General features: G+C 40.7%; 19 protein-coding genes. 6 read left to right on the top strand and 13 right to left on the bottom strand.

All coding sequences use genetic code 11. From position 1 onward, the window contains the following. Window positions 1–81: 81 nt before the first annotated feature. From RE409_RS20780 to dnaE, 3 genes are all read right to left on the bottom strand, one after another. Window positions 82–711 carry a FadR/GntR family transcriptional regulator gene (locus RE409_RS20780; protein ID WP_309558001.1) on the bottom strand — a complete coding sequence of 210 codons (630 nt, stop codon included), beginning with the start codon at window positions 709–711 and terminating at the stop codon, window positions 82–84. 5 nt (window positions 712–716) lie between these two features. Next, window positions 717–1,958 (bottom strand): NADP-dependent malic enzyme, encoded by a 1,242-nt coding sequence (locus RE409_RS20785; RefSeq protein ID WP_201186167.1) that lies wholly within the window; start codon window positions 1,956–1,958, stop codon window positions 717–719. Between the two features lie 112 nt (window positions 1,959–2,070). Next, window positions 2,071–5,430 (bottom strand): DNA polymerase III subunit alpha, encoded by a 3,360-nt coding sequence (dnaE, locus tag RE409_RS20790; protein WP_397444131.1) that lies wholly within the window; start codon window positions 5,428–5,430, stop codon window positions 2,071–2,073. 181 nt (window positions 5,431–5,611) lie between these two features. Between dnaE and RE409_RS20795 the strand changes: the two genes are divergently transcribed. Together RE409_RS20795 and ytrI are read left to right on the top strand one after the other, a co-directional pair. After that, entirely contained in the window at window positions 5,612–5,947 is a 336-nt protein-coding gene (locus RE409_RS20795; RefSeq protein WP_053347281.1) for a sporulation membrane protein YtrH, read from the top strand. Further along, window positions 5,944–6,447 carry a sporulation membrane protein YtrI gene (gene ytrI, locus RE409_RS20800; protein ID WP_201186169.1) on the top strand — a complete coding sequence of 168 codons (504 nt, stop codon included), beginning with the start codon at window positions 5,944–5,946 and terminating at the stop codon, window positions 6,445–6,447. Before RE409_RS20795 ends, ytrI begins: the two co-directional genes overlap by 4 nt. Before the next feature lie 154 nt (window positions 6,448–6,601). Here the strand turns inward: ytrI and RE409_RS20805 are convergent, their stop codons facing one another. Continuing rightward, window positions 6,602–7,540, bottom strand: coding sequence for a DHH family phosphoesterase (locus RE409_RS20805; RefSeq protein WP_201186170.1), 939 nt, complete (start codon window positions 7,538–7,540; stop codon window positions 6,602–6,604). A 169-nt stretch (window positions 7,541–7,709) separates the two neighbouring features. Between RE409_RS20805 and RE409_RS20810 the strand changes: the two genes are divergently transcribed. After that, window positions 7,710–8,012: a YtpI family protein gene (locus tag RE409_RS20810; protein ID WP_201186172.1), complete on the top strand. Its 303-nt coding sequence runs from the start codon at window positions 7,710–7,712 to the stop codon at window positions 8,010–8,012. Window positions 8,013–8,044: 32 nt separating this feature from the next. On the opposite strand, the gene RE409_RS20815 is transcribed toward RE409_RS20810, so the two are convergent. The 3 genes from RE409_RS20815 to RE409_RS20825 form a co-directional block, all read right to left on the bottom strand. Then, on the bottom strand, window positions 8,045–9,364 hold the full coding sequence (locus RE409_RS20815; protein ID WP_201186175.1) for a DRTGG domain-containing protein: 1,320 nt from the start codon (window positions 9,362–9,364) through the stop codon (window positions 8,045–8,047). A 71-nt stretch (window positions 9,365–9,435) separates the two neighbouring features. Further along, the gene (locus tag RE409_RS20820; RefSeq protein WP_201223405.1) at window positions 9,436–9,660 is read right to left on the bottom strand and encodes a hypothetical protein; all 225 of its coding nucleotides are present in this window, start codon (window positions 9,658–9,660) and stop codon (window positions 9,436–9,438) included. A gap of 293 nt (window positions 9,661–9,953) precedes the next feature. Continuing rightward, on the bottom strand, window positions 9,954–10,634 hold the full coding sequence (locus tag RE409_RS20825; protein WP_057219329.1) for a metal-dependent hydrolase: 681 nt from the start codon (window positions 10,632–10,634) through the stop codon (window positions 9,954–9,956). Window positions 10,635–10,754: 120 nt separating this feature from the next. Here RE409_RS20825 and RE409_RS20830 point away from each other — a divergent pair, with 120 nt between their 5' ends. Both RE409_RS20830 and RE409_RS20835 read left to right on the top strand, forming a co-directional pair. Then, a complete protein-coding gene (locus tag RE409_RS20830; protein WP_201186179.1) occupies window positions 10,755–11,852 on the top strand; it encodes a M24 family metallopeptidase in 1,098 nt (365 codons plus the stop codon). 96 nt (window positions 11,853–11,948) lie between these two features. Then, window positions 11,949–12,404 carry a universal stress protein gene (locus tag RE409_RS20835; RefSeq protein WP_056529338.1) on the top strand — a complete coding sequence of 152 codons (456 nt, stop codon included), beginning with the start codon at window positions 11,949–11,951 and terminating at the stop codon, window positions 12,402–12,404. 51 nt (window positions 12,405–12,455) lie between these two features. Here the strand turns inward: RE409_RS20835 and argH are convergent, their stop codons facing one another. Both argH and RE409_RS20845 read right to left on the bottom strand, forming a co-directional pair. Beyond that, window positions 12,456–13,835 carry an argininosuccinate lyase gene (gene argH / locus RE409_RS20840; RefSeq protein ID WP_056529342.1) on the bottom strand — a complete coding sequence of 460 codons (1,380 nt, stop codon included), beginning with the start codon at window positions 13,833–13,835 and terminating at the stop codon, window positions 12,456–12,458. Beyond that, entirely contained in the window at window positions 13,832–15,037 is a 1,206-nt protein-coding gene (locus RE409_RS20845; protein WP_201186181.1) for an argininosuccinate synthase, read from the bottom strand. Before RE409_RS20845 ends, argH begins: the two co-directional genes overlap by 4 nt. Before the next feature lie 214 nt (window positions 15,038–15,251). Here RE409_RS20845 and RE409_RS20850 point away from each other — a divergent pair, with 214 nt between their 5' ends. Beyond that, on the top strand, window positions 15,252–15,566 hold the full coding sequence (locus tag RE409_RS20850) for a hypothetical protein (RefSeq protein ID WP_201223402.1): 315 nt from the start codon (window positions 15,252–15,254) through the stop codon (window positions 15,564–15,566). A gap of 57 nt (window positions 15,567–15,623) precedes the next feature. Here RE409_RS20850 and RE409_RS20855 read toward each other — a convergent pair whose 3' ends face one another. The 4 genes from RE409_RS20855 to RE409_RS20870 all read right to left on the bottom strand — a co-directional run bounded on the left by RE409_RS20855 (window position 15,624) and on the right by RE409_RS20870 (window position 19,614). Beyond that, window positions 15,624–16,136: a MogA/MoaB family molybdenum cofactor biosynthesis protein gene (locus RE409_RS20855; protein WP_201223401.1), complete on the bottom strand. Its 513-nt coding sequence runs from the start codon at window positions 16,134–16,136 to the stop codon at window positions 15,624–15,626. Further along, window positions 16,133–16,975: an EcsC family protein gene (locus RE409_RS20860; protein ID WP_201186184.1), complete on the bottom strand. Its 843-nt coding sequence runs from the start codon at window positions 16,973–16,975 to the stop codon at window positions 16,133–16,135. The genes RE409_RS20855 and RE409_RS20860 overlap by 4 nt, the downstream gene beginning before the upstream one ends. Before the next feature lie 257 nt (window positions 16,976–17,232). Beyond that, window positions 17,233–18,447: an acetate kinase gene (locus RE409_RS20865; protein ID WP_201223399.1), complete on the bottom strand. Its 1,215-nt coding sequence runs from the start codon at window positions 18,445–18,447 to the stop codon at window positions 17,233–17,235. Window positions 18,448–18,627: 180 nt separating this feature from the next. Continuing rightward, the gene (locus RE409_RS20870; protein ID WP_053347294.1) at window positions 18,628–19,614 is read right to left on the bottom strand and encodes a class I SAM-dependent methyltransferase; all 987 of its coding nucleotides are present in this window, start codon (window positions 19,612–19,614) and stop codon (window positions 18,628–18,630) included. Window positions 19,615–19,955: the final 341 nt, after the last annotated feature.

Genomic DNA, 19,955 nt, shown 5'->3' on the forward strand with positions numbered 1-19,955 from the left:
TCCCTTTACCACCAATTATCTATATTATGATACTTGGCCCAAACTATATCAAAAATAAAATTAGTATCGTGTAAAAAGGTGTCACTCGTCCTTCGACATATTTCTAATTCTAATTAGATACGTTTCAATGGCTTTTTCTTCATCTCGTTCGAGCAAATATGTAAGTAATGCAAGATAATCTTCCTTTTTTGTATTACCCAGTACCAACTCTGATGTTCTAGCATAACTGTTGACAATGCGCCAAATTCTTTCAAGCAATCGATTGCGATTTAATATGGCAATTCTTAAGAAGAAATCATCATCAAGAAACTCTTCAGCTTTGACCCAGACGATTAATTGTTTAATGTCTTCTGCTGTAGCGAAAAAGGCTACAATCCGTAAACAGTCAATTTCAATCAATCTTTTCGTCTCAGCTAAATCTTCTTGTACCTTTTTGTCTTGCAAAAAAAAGGTTCCCAGAAGCTCTACTAACTTATGCTCCTGGAAATCCCTGATAAACGTCCCTTCACCACGTCTTGTTTCTATCAATCCTAATAGCTCTAAGGCACGCAATGCTTCACGGACAGAGGAACGTCCCACATTCAGTCGATCCGATAACTCCCGTTCAGAAGGAATTTTATCTCCTGGTAAAAGGCTGTCCACTTCAATCATGCTACGTAGGCTCTCAACAACATCGAGATAAATTTTGGATGAAGAAGTACGATCCGCCAAAATAATTATTCCTCACTTTTTCCAATGATCGCTAATTTTCTTGTTTTTTCTTTAATTTCTTCTGGATCCACTTTAATTCTAGCCACTCCTGTTTCCATCGCTGCCTTGGCCACAGCCGCCGCAACGGCAGGTGCTACTCTTTCATCAAAAGGAGCAGGAATAACGTAGTCTTCGTGAATCTCATGTTCTTGTATTAAACCGGCAATTGCCTGAACAGCAGCTACCTTCATTTTTTCATTGATATGGGTCGCACGTACATCTAAAGCCCCACGGAAGATCCCAGGGAAGGCAAGAACGTTATTGACCTGGTTCGGAAAATCGGAGCGTCCTGTCCCAACTACCTTGGCACCAGCTGCTTTCGCTTCCTCCGGCATGATTTCCGGATCAGGATTAGCCATAGCGAAAATGATTGCATCCCGGTTCATGGTGGAAACCATTTCTTTGGTTAACGCGCCAGCTGCAGAAACACCGATAAAGACATCCGCATCTTTAATAACTACTTCTAGAGGTCCTTCAACCCTATTTCTATTGGTTACTTTGGCCACTTGTGCTTTTATCTCATTCATGCCTGTCGGACGGCCCTCAAAAATGGCACCTTTCGTGTCACACATAATAATGTCACGTACTCCATAGCTATAAAGCAATTTAATGATTGCAATGCCAGCAGCACCGGCTCCATTTGCTACCACTTTAATTTCTGATATTGATTTATTTACAAGGCGTAAAGCATTTACAAGACCGGCAACAGTTACAATTGCTGTCCCGTGCTGATCATCATGAAAAACAGGGATATTCATTTCTTTCTTAAGCCGTTCTTCAATTTCAAAACAATTCGGTGCAGCAATGTCCTCTAAGTTCACTCCGCCGAATGTAGGCTCAAGTAATTTAACAGTCTCTACAATTTTATCCACTTCTGTCGTTTTTAAACAAATCGGAAAAGCGTCAACTCCTGCAAAACTCTTAAATAAAACGGCTTTACCTTCCATAACTGGCAAAGCAGCTTCTGGTCCAATGTTTCCTAGTCCCAACACAGCCGTTCCATCAGAAATGACAGCCACAGTATTCCCTTTCATCGTATAGTCATAAACAGTCTCAGGCTTCTCGTAAATTTCTTTACACGGTTCCGCGACACCAGGAGAATAAGCCAAGCTTAAATCTTCGGCATTCCTAACAGGTACCTTTGAAACTGTTTCTAACTTTCCTTGATTCAAGCGATGCATATGTAATGCTTCTTCTCTTAACGTCATAATTTCACTCCTTGAACGAATTGGTCAAACCGAAATATATATGCTGAAATCTAGTGGTCAGACCACAGCGGCCTATTTTCAATATAACATAACTATTAAAGTTGTAAAACAGTTATTCTCTCTTAAAGACTACATTCCCTTTTCCGACCATGTCAATTAATGCCTGAATTAGACTGTCTGTAGGATTGACCCAATCCCAATAAGATAGCTGTACATAGCGATTTTCCCGCTGATAAAAAAGCATGACCTTCGTTTCACCACTATGTTGCATTAAAATTTTTTTTATTTTTTGAAGAGTATCCTTTGTTTGCTTTTCAGCTTCAATTTTCAAGAATAGTGTTCCATTTATCCCCTGTTTCATCTTTTTCACTTGTTCAAGCGGGTATACATGCTGGATAATGAGCTGGGTTTTCCCATCCCGCTCTTCCAATGTCCCTTTAAGCATAACAAGCTGCCCGTGATTCAAGACCGCAGAATGATTTTTATACACATTTGGGAATACGACTGCTTCAATGTCCCCTTCTTCATCACTAACGGTTAAAAAGGCCATAACATCGCCTTTTTTTGTTCTAATGGTTTTAACCGCCGTTATATATACTCCGAGTAGGACTTTTGACTCTTTTTTATTAATTGCTTCGTCAATGGTTAAGCAACCGAAATACTGAAAAAGATCTCTGTAGCTTGTCACTGGATGATTTGAAAGATAAAGTCCCAGGACACTTTTTTCCAAGGAAAGTTTGTCTTCAACGGGAATAGGGTCGACATGGTTATATTTGGGTTTGAGTGAAAACTCCCCATCCGAAAACATATCAAATAAATCATCATCTGGATTAACCAATTCGGTATGGCTGATTGCTACGTCCAAACTCGCTAATAATGTAGCACGGTCTTCACCAAATTCATCAAATGAACCTGAATGGACAAGCGCCTCCAACACTTTTCGATTGACAATTTTCCCGGAAACTCGCAAACAGAAATCGAATAAATCAGCGAATTTCTTTTGGCGCCTGGCCGCAAATATTTCTTTTAAAACTGTACCGCCTATTCCTTTGATGGCCCCAAGGCTAAAACGGATCCCTTCCTTTTCTGGTAAAAACGGGAAGCCGCTTTGATTAATAGAAGGAGGTAGAACCTTAATCCCTTTCTTTTTAGCCTCACGGGCATATTGTGAAATCTTTTCATCATTCCCGACGACCGATGTCATAAGGGCTGCCATAAAATATTCTGGATAATAGGTTTTTAAGTAACCTAGTTGATAGGCTATGACACTATAAGCCACTGCATGACTCCGGTTGAATCCATAGTTAGCAAAGCGAACAATTAACGTATAAATTTCTTCAGCCGTTTTCTCAGAATATCCTTGGCTCAAAGCACCACTTACAAAATGCTGCCGCTCCTGGTCTAGAACTTCCTTCTTCTTCTTCGAGACAGCCCGGCGTAATAGGTCAGCTTCCCCAAGTGAGAATCCGGCAAGGCGAGATGCAATTTGCATAATTTGTTCTTGATAAACGATGACTCCGTATGTAGGTTCAAGGATATCCTGCAAATCCGGGTGCAGGTAGTCAATTGGCGTTAATCCATGTTTCCGCTCGATAAACAGCGGAATGTTTTCCATTGGACCTGGACGGTACAAAGCATTGACCGCGACAATATCCTCAAAACGGTTCGGTTTCAGCTTGATTAAAACCTTCCGGATACCATCAGATTCAAATTGAAATACACCCGTTGTTTCGCCTCGTCCTAACAGAGATAACGTCTCAGAATCATCCATCGGTATGTTGGCCAAATCCAGCTTTTTCCCAGTTCCTTTTTTGATGTTTTTTAAAATATTATCAATGAGCGTTAAATTGCGAAGTCCTAGAAAATCCATTTTAAGAAGACCTAGTTCCTCGAGGATGTCCATCGGATATTGGGTCAGGTGGATGCCCTCATGCCCTCCTTGAATCGGGATATGCTCGGTCAAAGCCTGGTCACTGATGACAACGCCGGCCGCATGGGTCGAAGTATGACGTGGCAGCCCTTCAAGCAGTAATGCTGTTTGAAATAGCTTCTGATTTAGGTCACTTTCATTAACGAATTCCTGAAGACACTTGGATTCTTTGAAAGCTTCAGGAAGCGTGATGCCAAGCCGACTCGGAATCATTTTCGATACAGCTTCCTGTTCCTTCGGATTCAAGCCGAACACACGTCCAGTGTCACGCAGCGCAGCTTTGGCAGCTAATGTTCCGAATGTAATGATTTGTGCTACATGAAATTCCCCATATTTTTTCGCGACATAGGCAATCACTTCTTCACGACGGTTATCAGGAAAATCAATATCGATATCCGGCATCGACACTCGCTCCGGATTCAGAAAACGCTCGAACAGCAGGGAATGTTCAATCGGATCGACATCCGTTATTGATAATACGTAAGCAACCATCGAACCTGCGGCAGATCCCCTTCCAGGGCCGGTCAAAATCTGATTGTCCTTGGCGAATTTCATGAAGTCCCATACGATTAAAAAGTAATCGCTGAATTTCATCTTATTAATAATATCCAGTTCATACCGAAGGCGCTCTTCGTAATCGGCGGATGGCTCAGACAGTCTTTTCTTTAATCCTTGGAAACAGACAGCTTCAAGCATTTCTTCAGCCGTAACTCCAGCTTCAGTAGGGTACTTTGGCAGCAGGGAACGATGAAACGGAATATCGAGATTGCATTGCGTGGCAATATGGAGCGTATTTTCGAGTGCATCCGGCCTGTCATGGAATAATTCTGCCATCTCAGCTCGACTTTTTAAATAATACTGATTGGATGCAAGCACCGTCCGTGTCTCATCTGCCAGCTTGTCACCATTTCCGATGGCCAGCAGCACTTCTTGAGCGAGGGCATCACTTTCATTCAAATAATAGACTGGATTCGTCGCTACAATCTTTATCTCTAATTCTTTCGCCAACAGACTGATGGCTTCGTTTTGTTTCTCTTCTTCTGCAATTGAAAGTCTTTGAAGGGAAAAATAAAAGTTATCATGTCCAAAAATCTGCAGATATTGTTCAGCTGCCTTTTGAGCCTCTTCCGGCTTTTCTTCCCTCAGAAGCGCTTCTACTTGCCCCTCCGCTCCTGGAGAGATGGCTATCAATCCCCGTGAATAGGCTTTAAGCCAGTTCATTGGAAGTCCTGACGGAGATTTTGTTTTTATGGCACTGCTTATTTTAAGCAGATTTTGATATCCTTGAAGATTTTTTGCTAATAAAAGAAGGCGATGTGCTGCTTCCTGTTCATCAAGAACATCTGCAAGAATACCGATAATCGGCTTTATCCCCTGTCTCTTACATTCTTTATAAAAATAGACTGAACCGTACATAACATTTCGATCGGTTAAAGCAAGACTTGTACAGCCATCCGCTTTCGCTTTGGCCACTAGTTCACTGATTTTCACCGTACTTGTCAGCAGGCTGTATCCGCTCTGAATATGGAGATGAGTATACACGTTTTTTCTCCCACCTTTGTAAGGCATGTTTCTTTTCATTATAGTGTTTATTTCAAAAAAAGAAAATATGTTCTCATTGCCAGTATCTTTTTATCCCATGATTTTGCCCCACTATCATATTACCTCTGTACTTCCCATATAAATAGAGTAGAAGAATATAAAGCCAAAAGGATGATGATACATGAATGAAGCCTTTGTTCCGGCATTTATCAACAGTTTTTTCATATCGCTTGGAGTTTTGCTTGGCGGGTCGATTATCGGAGGGCTAGCTGCTTTTTTCACGGGACAAGCCCCGATGACGACTGTGTTTCGATTATCAGACAGCCTGCGTATTTGGGCGATTGTTGCTGCCATCGGAGGTACTTTTGATATGGTCTATAATTTCGAACGCGGTATTTTCCACGGGGAAACGAAAGATATTGTCAAACAGGTTCTACTAATTATTTCTGCTCTTGGCGGAGCACAGACAGGAGCGCTGATCATCAACTGGTTCACTCAGGAGCATATATCCTCATGAGGATTCCTCCATTTCACCGGTCCCCCACCTGGCAGCGTTTTTTTGCCGGGGCTGCACTTGGCGGATTGATCAGCTGGGTGATTTTCTTTTATATGTATGGGGTCCAGCAAGAAACACAGATTAGAATCATTCACGACCAAAGAGAAGAGATCAAGGATCTGAACGAAGAAATTGCGATTTGGGAGCAGGAATATAAAAAATTAAACCAGCAAAACGAAGAGATTTTAACGATTCAAGAAGTGGAAGTAACGATTACGAATGGAAAATACAGTCTCGATCGGCTGAGTATCGCTGAAGCAGAGGATGTGATAGAGGACGACCTTTCCTCCCTTCTCGCCAAGGATATCGTAAGCGTATATAACGGAAAAATGCTACTAAAAAAATCAATAGAAAATAAAATCGTGGACATCAATAAAAAGCGTTATAAGCTTGAAGTCGTGGAAATCATGTTTTATACGAAAATGAATATTGAAATCAAACTAAAGAGGACTACTTCTTAATAGGAAGACGAAATAATTCTGTACGTCTGTTTGGTAGGTGAATGATGAATCCAATATTAAATATCCACCAAAATAAAAGACCAAATCCATATGTGATTTGGTCTTAAAATATTATTCAATTATTGCTTTGCACTACAAAACTATTTACTTTTTTTTATTCTGCTTTATTCAACTCTTCTAAATCAGCAAGGATATTGTCCACTTCATCCCAAGAATAGATGGAAGCCCCTGCTGCAAGCGGATGGCCTCCGCCGTTATATTTCCGGGCAATCGTATTGATGATTGGCCCTTTAGAGCGGAAACGAACCCGAATTTCATTTTCCTCCTCAATGAAAAAGACCCATGATTTCACATTTTTAATTGAACCAAGTGAGGAGACAAGCTGAGATGCTTCAGAAGTCGACGCATGAAATTTTTCAAGGATATCTTTCGTGATGATCATTTTCCCTGTGCCATATGGCAGGATTTCGAAATGCTGCAGCACGTAGCCATTTAACCGGACGATACTTTCATTAACGTCATACATCTCCTGATATAACTGCGGACGGGAAAATGAATAGTGAATAAGCTCACTAGCAAAAGCAAATGTTTTTTCAGTCGTGCTTTGGAATAGGAAACGCCCTGTATCGCCAACGATGCCTGCATACAAAAGACGGGCTGCTTCATCACTCATCTTCAAGCCTTGGTCTTTGCCGAACAGATAAAATTCATAAATCATTTCACTCGTAGAACTTGAAGATGTATCGACCCAACGCATATCGCCATATGGATCTTCGTTAGGATGATGATCAATCTTAATTAATTTATCTCCCGTCGTGTAACGTCTATCACAAATCCGGTCTGTATTTGCGGTATCACACACGATGACCAAAGCACCTTGATACGTTTCATCTGAAATCACATCGAGCCTTCTTAAATAATTCAATGATGGTTCTTCTTTCCCAACCGTGAAAATTTGTTTTTCAGGGAAAGATGCTTTCAGAATTTCCGCCAGTCCCCCTTGGGAACCATAAGCATCCGGATCCGGACGGACATGACGATGGATAATAATAGTATCGTAACGCTTAATATCTGCTAAAATCTCAGCTTTCATATAATTCTCCTTCTATATATGTATTATCGTGCTTAATATAAAGATGATATATTTTATTTAATCAAAAAATTGGAGAAATAGGAAGAGTCATCTTGTTTACGGTGGCATTCTTCTAAGTTTCCCGCTACAATAATAAGGTACATATGTTAAATTGGGGGAATTATTAACAATGCCTATTCTTGTCACCTTGATTGTTCTTTCACTAGGAGTCTATTTCTTTTATAAAATTAAATCGGTGCGTACAAAAATGCCGATGGAGAAAAAGTGGATTTCTGGAAAGTCTTCCATTGCCCTCGGTGCTTTTGTCTCTCTATTCGGAGTCAATCAGCTTTTTCTATTCCACACGACAACAACTTATATCATTTCTGCCGTTTTCATCTTCGTTGGAGTATTCAGCATCTGGGGAGGCTATAAAATGTATAAATTTTACCTTCCACATGCGATTGAAGAAGCTGCAAATCAAAAAGGATAATCGAATTCGATTATCCTTTTTGATTTAGTTTTTTACGAACGATCGAGCAATTGGCAAGTAAGCATCGCCTTACCGACAAGTTTGCCTTGGTTAAACACCTCGACATCTACTTTTCCGAATTTACGTCCCACATCAAGCACTCGCGGATGGATTTCAAGCGTACTGTCGATCTGGACTGGCTTGATGAAGTAAATTGTCATATTTTCAACGACTAAGTCACCACGCTTATAGCTTCTAAGTGCCCGGTTTGCTGAATCGGTAACCAAAGTCGTGAAAACCCCGCTTGAAATGGTACCAAGATAATTGGTCATTTGAGGAGTGACGCCATAGTTATACACTTCCTCGCCCTTCCCGCGATTCGAAGTCATAACAAGCTGACTCGTAATTGTATCGTCAATCGTTTCGCCCACCTGCGGCTGCCTTTGACTCATTTGCAGTGCCTTCAGTACATCCTGCCTGCTCACTATTCCCTTTAGAATATGACTGTCGTTTACGACTGGAATCAACTCGATGCCTTCCCACACCATCATATGGGCAGAAGACGCGACACTCATCTTATCGCCTACGGTCATCGGATTTTTCGTCATCACCTTTTCAATGAGCGTTAACTCTTCCTGACCCATAATATCTTTTGATGTGACCATACCTTGAACCTTCATATTCTCATCCACAACAGGGAAACGGCTGTGCCCTGATTCCTGATTAAGTTCATGCCAAGTCTGAACCCGGTCACCTACTGTTAAAAAGGTCGTTTCTTGAACAGGAGTCAAAATATCCTCTACCAACAAAATTTCCTTTTTAATCAATTGGTCATAAATCGCCCTGTTGATCATGGTTGCTACGGTAAATGTATCGTAACTCGTAGAAATGACTGGCATTTCCAATTCATCGGCTAATTTTTTAACAGGATCTTCAGTATCGAAACCACCGGTAATCAGCACCGCGGCACCCGCTTTTAACGCGTGCTCATGGGCCTGGGTACGGTTCCCTACAATCAGTAGATTTCCTGCACCTGTATATCTCATCATGGCATCTAGCTTCATAGCCCCAATAACAAATTTATTTAATGTCTTATGAAGACCCGTTTTCCCACCTAGAACTTGTCCGTCTACAATATTAACTACCTCAGCGAACGTGAGCTTTTCAATATTCTCTTTTTTCTTTTTCTCAATACGAATCGTACCAACCCGCTCAATGGAACTTACATAGCCTTGATTCTCTGCCTCTTTAATTGCTCGATACGCCGTACCTTCACTTACATTCAATGCTTTAGCAATTTGGCGGACGGAAATCTTCTCCCCAACAGGCAGTCCATCGATATGTTTTAATATTTGTTCATGCTTTGTAGCCAAGCGCTTCACCCTTTTCACGGTATTCCTATTCTCCATTATAAGGTCAAAGAGCCTAGTTTATCAAACAACTACTAATATTGACGCAACCTTTTGTATTCCACCTTCCGTTTGACTTTGTGTTTCTTAGGAGAATATAGAATCCCCGTCAAGTTTCCGGCTACCGCCAATAACGCAAACAACAACCAAGATCCAGCAAACAAGCTCTCCAATCCGCCGCTTTCCAGCGACAGACGCGGCACTGCATAATACAGCATCACCCCGCACAAAAGCAAGCACAAAAATAACCTCTGTTTCATCCAATCCCTCCTTTTTTCCATCTATTCATTTTATGCCTACAAAAGAAAAAAAGAATCTTGACTCATATATGAATGAACTAGATTTATTTTCTCCTTATGTTCATGACTTCTGCTCAAAATATAAAATTATTATTATTATGAAAAAACATCCTGACCACTTCCAGTTAATTGTCAGATAATTCTCTCTAGCTCCTTTTTTGTTACCGATATTATCTAAACCTAATTCCTCCACCATCCATTCGGCTAATTTTCACACATATAAAAACGGGAGCCCCTTCGGGCTCCCGTTCCTCTTATAATTCGATTTCATCTCCGACTTTCATGACTAGTCCATTTTCCTCTTCAAGCAAGTCAATGAATTTGTTCGGATCCTGTTTAATGACAGGGAACGTATTGTAATGAATCGGCACTACTTGCTTGGCCTTAAGGAATTCCGCTGCAAGTGCTGCATCCTCCGGTCCCATGGTATAATTGTCGCCGATTGGCAGAAATGCCAAGTCAATTGGATGTCGTTTGCCTATCAGTTTCATGTCAGAATACACTGCTGTATCACCTGCATGATAGATTGTTTTTCCTTCTGCAGTAAGTAACACGCCGGCTGGCATCCCTAAATAGATAATTTGGCCGTCTTCTGTAGTGAAACCTGTTCCATGAAACGCTGGTGTCAGCTTCACTTTTCCAAATTCAAACTCGAATGCACCACCGATGCTCATTCCGTGGGTCCGAACGCCTTGAGCTCCTAAATAGTCGGCAATTTCGGCAATGCCGATGACAAGTGCATCATGCTTCTTCGCCAATTCAACCGTGTCACCAACGTGGTCATTATGACCATGTGTTAAGATAATCACATCCGGTTTCACATCTTCTACCTTCAAATCAGTTAATTCATTTCCTGTAATAAACGGATCAAATAAAATTGTTTTTCCTTTCGTTTCAACTTTTACAATTGCATGTCCATGAAAAGATACTTTCATTTCTGATGCTCCCTTCTGATACCCATTATTTTATTAATCAATAAGTTCTTAAGGCTTTGCCATTTACTATTTTTTCATATATTGCTAAGGTAATTATATCTTATTAATGGAGGTATAGTCATGAATGAACGTTTGAATGAATTACAAAATTGGCTGCAAACCAATGAAATTGAAGCAGCCTTGCTTACATCTCCAGATAGCATCTTCTATTGCAGCGGTTTTTTAAGCGATCCGCATGAAAGACTTCTTGCACTTGCCATTTTTGGCAACGCCGAACCATTCCTGGTCTGTCCGCAAATGGAAGTTCCGGATGCTAAACAAGCTGGATGGAATGGAGACATCATTGGATACACCGATATTGAAAATCCATGGGAAAAAGTTCAGCAAGCAGTTAGCAAACGTGGACTAACCATGAAAAAAATGGCCATTGAAAAAGAACATATGAATGTAGAACGCTATGAAAAAGTTCAGCACTACTTTGCTGCACCAAAACTCGTTTCAGCTGAAGAAAAACTTCAAAGGATGAGGATGATCAAGTCAGAAGGGGAAATGGTCAAAATCCGTGAAGCATGTCGTCTCGCTGACGTTGCAATTGAAGTGGGTGTCAATGAAATCCATGAGGGTAAAACGGAAATGGAGATTCTCGCAGCTATTGAATTCGAAATGAAAAAGGCTGGAGTGAGCCAAATGTCATTCTCTACCATGGTCCTGACAGGTAAAAATGGCGCTTCTCCTCATGGTACACCAGGTATTACGAAAGTTCAGCGTGGCGACCTTGTCCTCTTTGACTTAGGCGTCGTCTTTGAAGGATACTGCTCTGACATCACTAGAACTGTTGCTTACGGTGACATCAATGATAAACAAGCAGATATCTATGAAACGGTAAGAAAAGCTCAAGAGGCTGCGGTTACAGCCAGTAAACCTGGTGTTTCCTGTTCGGAGATTGACTTGACAGCCAGAAATATTATCAGAAATCAAGGATACGGTGAATACTTCCCGCACCGCCTTGGTCACGGACTCGGCATCAGTATCCATGAATACCCGTCCTTAACGGAAACAAATTCACTCGAACTGCAAGCAGGAATGGTTTATACGATTGAACCAGGTATATATGTACCAAATGTTGCAGGGGTCAGGATTGAAGATGATCTGTATATCACCGATACAGGCTGTGAAGTTTTGACGAAATATCCAAAGAGTCTGCAAATCTTAAGATAGTACGATTGAAACATTCGCTAATTTGTTACAATTGAGACAGGATGCACCTGGTAAATCATTATATAATAGGAATGAAATAGAAGGAGGAGATTCACTATGAATAGTATAGATTATAAAAATATTCTAGTAGCAGTGGACGGTTCGGAAGAAGCAGAGTGGGCCTTAAAAAAGGCAATCTATTTAGCAAAACTCAGTGACGCGACCCTTGTGCTTGCACATATCGTGGACACAAGGAATTTCCCTACTATTGAAGCTTATGATATGACTATCCGTGATCACTCTGAAACCTTTGCCAATGAATTATTGGAAAAGTATAAAACGGAAGCCATTGCATCCGGGATTGCCAACGTAAAAACTGAAGTGGCATATGGTTCTCCTAAAGTTCAAATTCCAAGAGATTTAGCGAAAAAACATACAATCGATTTGATTGTATGCGGTGCAACAGGTCTTAATGCTGTCGAACGTTTCTTGATCGGCAGTGTGTCTGAAGGCATCGTTCGCCATTCAAACTGCGATGTAATCGTCGTGCGTACGAATATTGATAAAAAATAATAGTCAAAAAAAGCTCGTTCACCGAAATTGGTGAACGAGCTTTTTTTGATGTTATTTACTAACCAGTTTTTCCGCTTTTTCAATCGCCAGCTGTACTTGCGCAAAGCCTGTACCACCAGCGCTATTACGACGTTTAACTGCTTCGTAAGGATTTAATGCATCGTAAATATCATTTTCAAACAACTCTGAAGCTTCCTTAAATTGTTCTATGCTAAGGTCTACCAAATAGCAGCCATTTTGGACACAGAATAATACAAGTTTGCCGACAACTTCATGCGCTTTACGGAAAGGCATACCCTTTGAAGCAAGGTAATCGGCCAATTCCGTTGCATTAGAGAAGTCATTTTTTGTTGCTTTTTCCATGACATCTGTTTTCACTTTCATTGTCGAAATCATACCTGCAAAAATTTTCAGTGAGCCAACAGTAGTTTTAACCGTATCAAAAACGCCTTCTTTATCTTCTTGCATATCTTTGTTATAAGCAAGCGGCAGTCCTTTTAATACTGTCAATAATCCTGTTAAATTCCCATAAACCCGTCCTGTTTTACCACGAATCAATTCCGCCATATCAGGGTTTTTCTTTTGTGGCATGATACTGCTTCCCGTCGAGAACGCATCGTCTAATTCAACAAATTGGAATTCCTGGCTTGACCAAAGAATGATTTCTTCGCTGAAACGAGATAAATGCATCATCATAGTCGCACTGTTACTCATGAATTCGATGGCAAAGTCACGGTCACTCACAGCATCCAGACTGTTTTCATAGATACCATCAAAGCCCAGTAGCTCGGCACTTAGAGCGCGGTCAATAGGGAAAGTTGTCCCAGCAAGCGCCCCTGCACCTAATGGTGAAATATTTATTCTTTTGTAGCTTTCTGTAAAGCGCTGCTTATCCCGCTCAAGCATCCAAAAATAGGCCATTAAATGATGTGCAAATGAAATCGGCTGTGCCCGTTGTAGATGTGTATAACCTGGAATAAGTGTTTCCACATTTTTCTTAGCTTGTTCCAAAATCGCTTCTTGCAGGTCATTAATGAGTTCCACAATGACTTTCGTTTGGTTACGCATGTATAAATGAAGATCTGTTGCAACTTGGTCATTACGGCTTCTGCCTGTATGCAGCTTTCCGCCAACTGGTCCAATTTCGTTAATAAGCATACTTTCTAGGTTAAGATGGATATCCTCCATCTCAACCTTAAAAGTTAATTCGCCCTTTTCTGCTTTTTCCTGTAAACTTTTCAGACCTGAAATAATCTGATCTGCATCTTCTTCGGGTAAAATGCTGCACTGCTTTAACATGGTTACATGAGCCAGACTGCCTTGAAGATCTTCAAGGACAAGTTCCTGGTCAAAGGAAATAGAAGCTCCAAACTCGTCTACCCATTCTTCTGCAGACTTTGTGAATCTTCCTCCCCAAAGCTTGCTGCTCACACTGTCACCTTCTTGTTATTGACCATGCTGTTCACTTTCGTTGGAAGTCCCCATAATTTAATGAATCCAACTGCTGCATCATGATCGAATTCGTCTGCTTTTGTATAGGTCGCTAATTTTTCGTCATATAGAGAGTACTCAGATTTTCTTCCTTCAACAATCGCATGGCCTTTAAAAAGTTTCACACGAACTGTACCTGTTACATTCACTTGCGTTTCTTTCAAGAATGCAGCCAATGCTTTTTGAAGTGGAGAGAACCAAAGACCTTCATAAATCAATTCAGTCATTTTCTTCTCGATTACTGGTTTGAAGTGAGCCAATTCTTTTACAAGTGTGATATCTTCAAGCTCTTTATGTGCAGCGATTAATGTCATAGCACCTGGAGCTTCGTATACTTCACGAGATTTGATTCCTACTAATCTATTTTCTACGTGATCGATACGTCCGACCCCGTGTTTACCAGCGATTTGATTCAATTCAACAATCAAGTCAGCCAATTTATAATTTTTGTCATTCAATGTAACCGGTACACCTTGCTCAAAACCAATTTCAATGATGTCAGCAGTATCTGGCGTATTTTCAAGGCTAGTTGTCAGATCATAAGCCTCTTCTGGCGGAGCTGCCCATGGGTCTTCTAGGATTCCGCATTCGTTACTTCTTCCCCAAAGGTTTTGGTCAATCGAGAATGGACTTGCTAAGCCGATTGGAACCGGAATGCCATTTTTCGCTGCATATTCAATTTCCTCTTCACGAGACCATTTCCAGTCACGAACAGGTGCAAGAACTTTTAAATTAGGGTTTAAAGCTGAGATGGATACTTCGAAACGCACTTGGTCATTTCCTTTTCCCGTACAACCGTGCGCAACTGCTACCGCATTTTCTGCTTCAGCCACTTCTACTAGTTTCTTAGCGATTAGTGGACGTGATAGAGCTGATACTAATGGATATTTTCCTTCATATAAAGTATGGGCTTGAAGAGCCGTTAATGCGAATTCATCAGCGAATTCATCTTTCGCATCAATCACATATGAACTTACCGCACCAACAGTGATTGCTTTTTCTTTAATGAAATCTAAATCTTTTCCTTCACCGACATCCAAGCAACATGCCACAACTTCGTATCCTTGATCTTGTAACCATTTAATTGCAACGGAAGTATCTAGTCCTCCGGAATATGCTAATACAACTTTTTGATTTCCCATATTTTATCGTCCCTTTCGTATGAATAAAAATTCATTCGTTGTTATTTTTATTCAATCTATGATTAGTACTTTATCATTTTTACAAACGGAATACAAGGGGTATTTTAAAGATTCTGCTAAATAATTTGTTAATATTTTAAGGCCCACACATAATGGATGCATCCGCTAAAATATAGTAAACTAGAAGTATGAAAATTCGAAAAGGGGGGGAAATATGAAAGAGCTATTTACGTATGATGAACGGCTTGGCATCTCCATTCCTGACCTGTCCCGGGAGTGGGATGAATATACGAAAAGCGAGCAACAGCAAATACTCGTGCAATGGGAAAATATCCGGGGCAACATCCCAGATCGCATTAAGGAACTAGAATCCTTCATTAACCGGAAACAGCTACAGCTCTCTGACGAAAGTAATTTCGTATTATCCTGCCATCTCAATTCTGAAATTGCCGAACTTGCTTCTATCATCAATGACTTATGGCTTTGGTATCGAGCTAATCAAGGCGTGAGTGAAAAGATGCATAATTAAGGCCGATTCCATGCAAAAAGCCACAGCTTTGAAAGCTGAGGCTTTTTTACATTTTTCTTATATATCCTTCCGAAGTTCACCAACGACATGTCCCAATTCCGGTAGAATCAATTTATTCATCGCCAGCCGAACCGCACCCGAAGATCCGGGTGTGGAAAAAACTGCCTTGTTGTTCACTACTCCGGCAATGGCCCTCGATAAAATGGCCGCCGAACCAATGTCCTCTTGATAACTAAGCATCCGGAACAATTCACCAAAACCAGGGATTTCTTTTGTCATCAATTCTTTAACTGCCTCGATTGTTACATCTCTTTTGGCAATGCCAGTGCCTCCGTTAGTTAGGATGACATCTACCTGGCTGTTTTCACAGCCAGCAGTAATCGCCCCTTGAATCGCACCACGTTCATCTTTGACAATTTCATATTCCGTCACTTCATGCCCTTTTAATTTCAATAATTCAATCATTAGAGCGCCGCTTTTATCAGTCTCTTTATTACGTGTATCACTAACGGTTATCACCTTACAGCGAATCGCCTCCGTGATGGCTTTTTTGTGTTCCTTGACACTCATTCTTCATCAGCCTTCTTTTTCTGTAAATACCGATACTGATAGAACTTTTGGGCAAATTCACTTACATTGCGGGTCATTTGATAATTGGACCCAGCCCCGATGGCCATGCTGATAAATGGGATGCCCCGAACTAGTTTTTTTCGAAAAATAGTAATAGATACGGCCTTCAGCAGCTGCTTAAGTGGCTGTTCCATCCAGGTCGGATTTGTAAGTTCTTCAATTCCCAAATAAAAATAGTCATCTTCTGCAGTCTGAACTTCCCGAATCAATTCTTCCCAAGCTGTTCCTCGAAGCCTCTTCGGCATTGCTCCTGCATTAAATACCTTTAAAGCCAGCATCATTTCAAAGGGCGTATTCACTTCAAAACCATAGGACATCGCAATCAACTGTACAGTCCTGACATTGATGACTGTCATGGCCGGGATATCACTTCCAAGTAAAAGTAGCCCGCCGGACCCGCTTATTCCGCCTTGTGCAAAAGAATATAAGCGGTGCTTAGCAATATGCTGATTCGCTATGTAATTCAACTGATCGATCGTCAAGAGATTTAGGTCATTAAGTGTCTCGATATCTTCATTAAACATCCGTGCTGATGCTAAAATCTGCTCTCTTGCATCTATTTGAACTTGTGAGCTCTGAACCATGGCATGCAGATGAAAAAGCCAGGTATCAAGCTTTTCAAAAAACTGCTGTTGGACGTTTTCTGGGAGCAGTGAAAAACCCTGCTCTAGCCATTTATCATACAATGCTGCCAGGTCTGTTGGCTCATATTGATAAAGGTTTTCCTGCCATTCACTAATTTCATTCCAAATTGTTATTTCCCGATTCGTGAATTCCATGCATCAAGCCTCCTATGTACAGAATTGGTGGATTCTCCCTTAATTATACCATAGGTAGACTTTTCAAGAACCTTTAGATGATTGGTATGAGGATTCAGTACTCGCGGATATGTTAACTGATAAGATATCAAAAAGTTATACGAAGGTCCATGTGAGGATTCAAATCTATTGAATCACCTTTTAACAAATAGGTTGATTGCAATCATAGAAAAATCTCCTTACCCGAAAAATTAATAGGTAAGGAGATTTTCTATGATTCAAGAAGTCACGTTTTCAATGCTTTCACTCAAAGCTATTTTTACAGTATCTCTAACAATCATGATTTCTTCATTGGTTGGAATGACCATCACTTTCACCGGGGAATACGGTGCGTTAATAAACGCTTCCTCACCCAAGGTACGATTGAGATCCTCATCCCAGTATACGCCCATAAATTCGAGGCCATCCAAGATTCTTCCCCGAATGGTTTGACTGTTTTCACCGATACCCGCTGTAAAAATGATGCCGTCCACACCTCCCATTTTCGCTGTATAGGAACCTATGTACTTGTGGATCCGATCAGCAAACACTTCAAGTGCGAGTTCCGCACGCTCATTGCCTTTATCTGCTTCCACTTGGATGTCGCGCAAATCGCTGGAAAAGCCAGAAAGAGCTAGAATGCCGCTTTTCTTATTCAAGACATCCAGCACTTCATCAGCTGTTTTCCCTGTTTTTTCCATGATATAAGGAATCAATGCAGGGTCAATGTTGCCTGAACGCGTGCCCATTGTAACTCCGGCCAATGGAGTAAACCCCATCGATGTATCAATCGACTTTCCGCCCTTAATCGCCGTAATGCTTGCACCATTTCCTAAATGGCAGGATATTAATCGGAGCTGTTCAATCGGCCGACCAATCATTTCTGCGGCACGCTGGGACACATATTTATGTGAAGTACCATGAAACCCATACTTCCTGATTCCATATTTTTCATAATATTCAAATGGTAAGCTATACATATATGAACCTGCTGACATGGTTTGATGAAAAGCAGTGTCGAATACAGCTACTGCTGGAACTTCGCTTAGTATTTGCCGGAATGCCTTAATTCCAGTGCTATTAGCAGGATTATGAAGGGGAGCTAAATCTGAAAGCTTCTCAATCTCCTCTATTACATCCTCTGTAATCAAGACTGAGTCACTAAACACCTCACCACCATGCACAACACGATGCCCTACACCATCTATCTCTTCAAATGAGCCTATGATGCGATGGTGAATCAGTTTTTCTAATAAAAGCCCGACAGCTACTTCATGATTGGGTATGTGCAGCGTTTCAGAAACCTTTTTGCCTTCAACGCTTAAAGTAAACGTGGAATTTTTCAAGCCGATCCTTTCTACAAGACCTTTTGTAATTACTTGTTCACTCGGCATCTCAAAAAGCTGAAACTTCAAAGAAGAGCTGCCTGCATTAATAGCCATAATTTTAGACATCCATCCTGCTCCTTTACTCTAAGCTAGTCTACAATTCCTATGATCATCACTACGAAACGTGCAGTATATTGTATAATCTTATCATGGTAAGCGGATACAACCAATAAAAATTTAAAAATTTAAAATAATCACTTTTCCCTAAAAATAAAAGCCAATGCCTGTGGCACCAGCTTTTATTATCTATTTTTCCTCTTTAAACCAATCATCCATCTGTTGCATAACAGACCTTGTCGCTTCGAAATCCGATAACTTCGGAAGTTGTACGAGAAGGGCCTTCTTCGGTGCTTCGATATCCTCTTTTTTCTTTTGAAGAATAAGAATGCTTTTCGCAGCCTCTTCATTTTTAAACATGGAAAGCGGTAGCTGAACCATCCCTTGGATATGTGTATGTTTTTTCAAGAAATCATTGAGCTTAGGGGCTTCTTCCGAGACAAATAAGTTATTCGGAACAATGAAGAATAAATATCCGCCATCCTTCACATGCTTAACACTTTGCTCGATAAATAAATGATGCGCATAAGAATGTCCGTTTTCAGCCTTCAACTCATATTCAGTTGCACGAACATCATTCGGATAATAACCAATCGGCAAGTCACTGACCACAACATCTGAAGGATCAATGAAGAGCGGCTCTAAGCTGTCCTGATTGAAAAATTGCAGCGGGTGTTCTTGTAGATTGGCACCTGCATAAGCAAGCCTAATCAAGGTTTCATCAATCTCAACACCATATGACGCGATGGCTTTGTCCGTTAGTTGGTTCAAAATCGCAAATAGTAAGTTACCCGTTCCGACGGCAGGATCAAGCATGACTAACTCTTTTTGATTCTTCGTAAATTTACCAACTAAATAGCTGACAAACATACCTACTGCATCCGGCGTCATATGGTGATTCGGCTGTACGCTCTGCTGCATACCTTTTAATATTGCTAGCTGGTACGCTTTACGAATGGCTTCCTTTTCATATTTCTCCGGTGAAAAATCCGCATATTGCTTTGCTAACCTTTTCTTCGATACTTCACTAATTTCCTCTTGTAGTACTTTCCCTTGGAAGAAATTCTCTCCGGTTTCTCCTAAGGCATCCAGATATGTACATGATAGTTCACTTTGCAATATTTGGGCTGTTTCATCAAATTCATAAAATAATTGTTCAACTGGGGTAGACTTCACTTATTTATTCCTCCTGTTTGCTTCTGTCCCTATTTTATAGGTAAGAAGAAAGAGATACAAGTCGTACGTCCTGCTTATCATTCTTCGCTTGTTTAACGTACTGTTTTCCTATTTGAAAGTCCGCATATAAGGAATCTCGCGCGAGCCATCCTTTTTTTCACCCTTAGTAAATATAAGGTAAATATGTTAATTTAATAGTGTTGATGACTGGAGGGGTTGTATTTTTTTGATGATTCTAAAGTGGGGATTTTATGTTTTTATTTGTCTATACGGACTACTTACTGTTCTATGGATTATCTTTGTGATTTCACTTGGATGGTTAGAATTTAAAAACCTATGAA

The organism is Peribacillus sp. R9-11, assembly GCF_031345095.1.
Classification (GTDB): Bacteria; Bacillota; Bacilli; order Bacillales; family DSM-1321; genus Peribacillus; species Peribacillus butanolivorans.

Bases quoted from the DNA above. Each gene is read 5' to 3' on its own strand.
- RE409_RS20855 (WP_201223401.1), bottom strand. From the start codon at position 16,136: ATGAGTGTCAAGGAACACAAAAAAGCCATCACGGAGGCGATTCGCTGT.
- RE409_RS20795 (WP_053347281.1), top strand. From the start codon at position 5,612: ATGAATGAAGCCTTTGTTCCGGCATTTATCAACAGTTTTTTCATATCG.
- ytrI (WP_201186169.1), top strand. From the start codon at position 5,944: ATGAGGATTCCTCCATTTCACCGGTCCCCCACCTGGCAGCGTTTTTTT.
- RE409_RS20835 (WP_056529338.1), top strand. From the start codon at position 11,949: ATGAATAGTATAGATTATAAAAATATTCTAGTAGCAGTGGACGGTTCG.
- RE409_RS20820 (WP_201223405.1), bottom strand. From the start codon at position 9,660: ATGAAACAGAGGTTATTTTTGTGCTTGCTTTTGTGCGGGGTGATGCTG.
- RE409_RS20785 (WP_201186167.1), bottom strand. From the start codon at position 1,958: ATGACGTTAAGAGAAGAAGCATTACATATGCATCGCTTGAATCAAGGA.
- RE409_RS20830 (WP_201186179.1), top strand. From the start codon at position 10,755: ATGAATGAACGTTTGAATGAATTACAAAATTGGCTGCAAACCAATGAA.
- RE409_RS20865 (WP_201223399.1), bottom strand. From the start codon at position 18,447: ATGTCTAAAATTATGGCTATTAATGCAGGCAGCTCTTCTTTGAAGTTT.
- RE409_RS20845 (WP_201186181.1), bottom strand. From the start codon at position 15,037: ATGGGAAATCAAAAAGTTGTATTAGCATATTCCGGAGGACTAGATACT.
- RE409_RS20850 (WP_201223402.1), top strand. From the start codon at position 15,252: ATGAAAGAGCTATTTACGTATGATGAACGGCTTGGCATCTCCATTCCT.
- RE409_RS20810 (WP_201186172.1), top strand. From the start codon at position 7,710: ATGCCTATTCTTGTCACCTTGATTGTTCTTTCACTAGGAGTCTATTTC.
- RE409_RS20805 (WP_201186170.1), bottom strand. From the start codon at position 7,540: ATGAAAGCTGAGATTTTAGCAGATATTAAGCGTTACGATACTATTATT.
- RE409_RS20860 (WP_201186184.1), bottom strand. From the start codon at position 16,975: ATGGAATTCACGAATCGGGAAATAACAATTTGGAATGAAATTAGTGAA.
- RE409_RS20825 (WP_057219329.1), bottom strand. From the start codon at position 10,634: ATGAAAGTATCTTTTCATGGACATGCAATTGTAAAAGTTGAAACGAAA.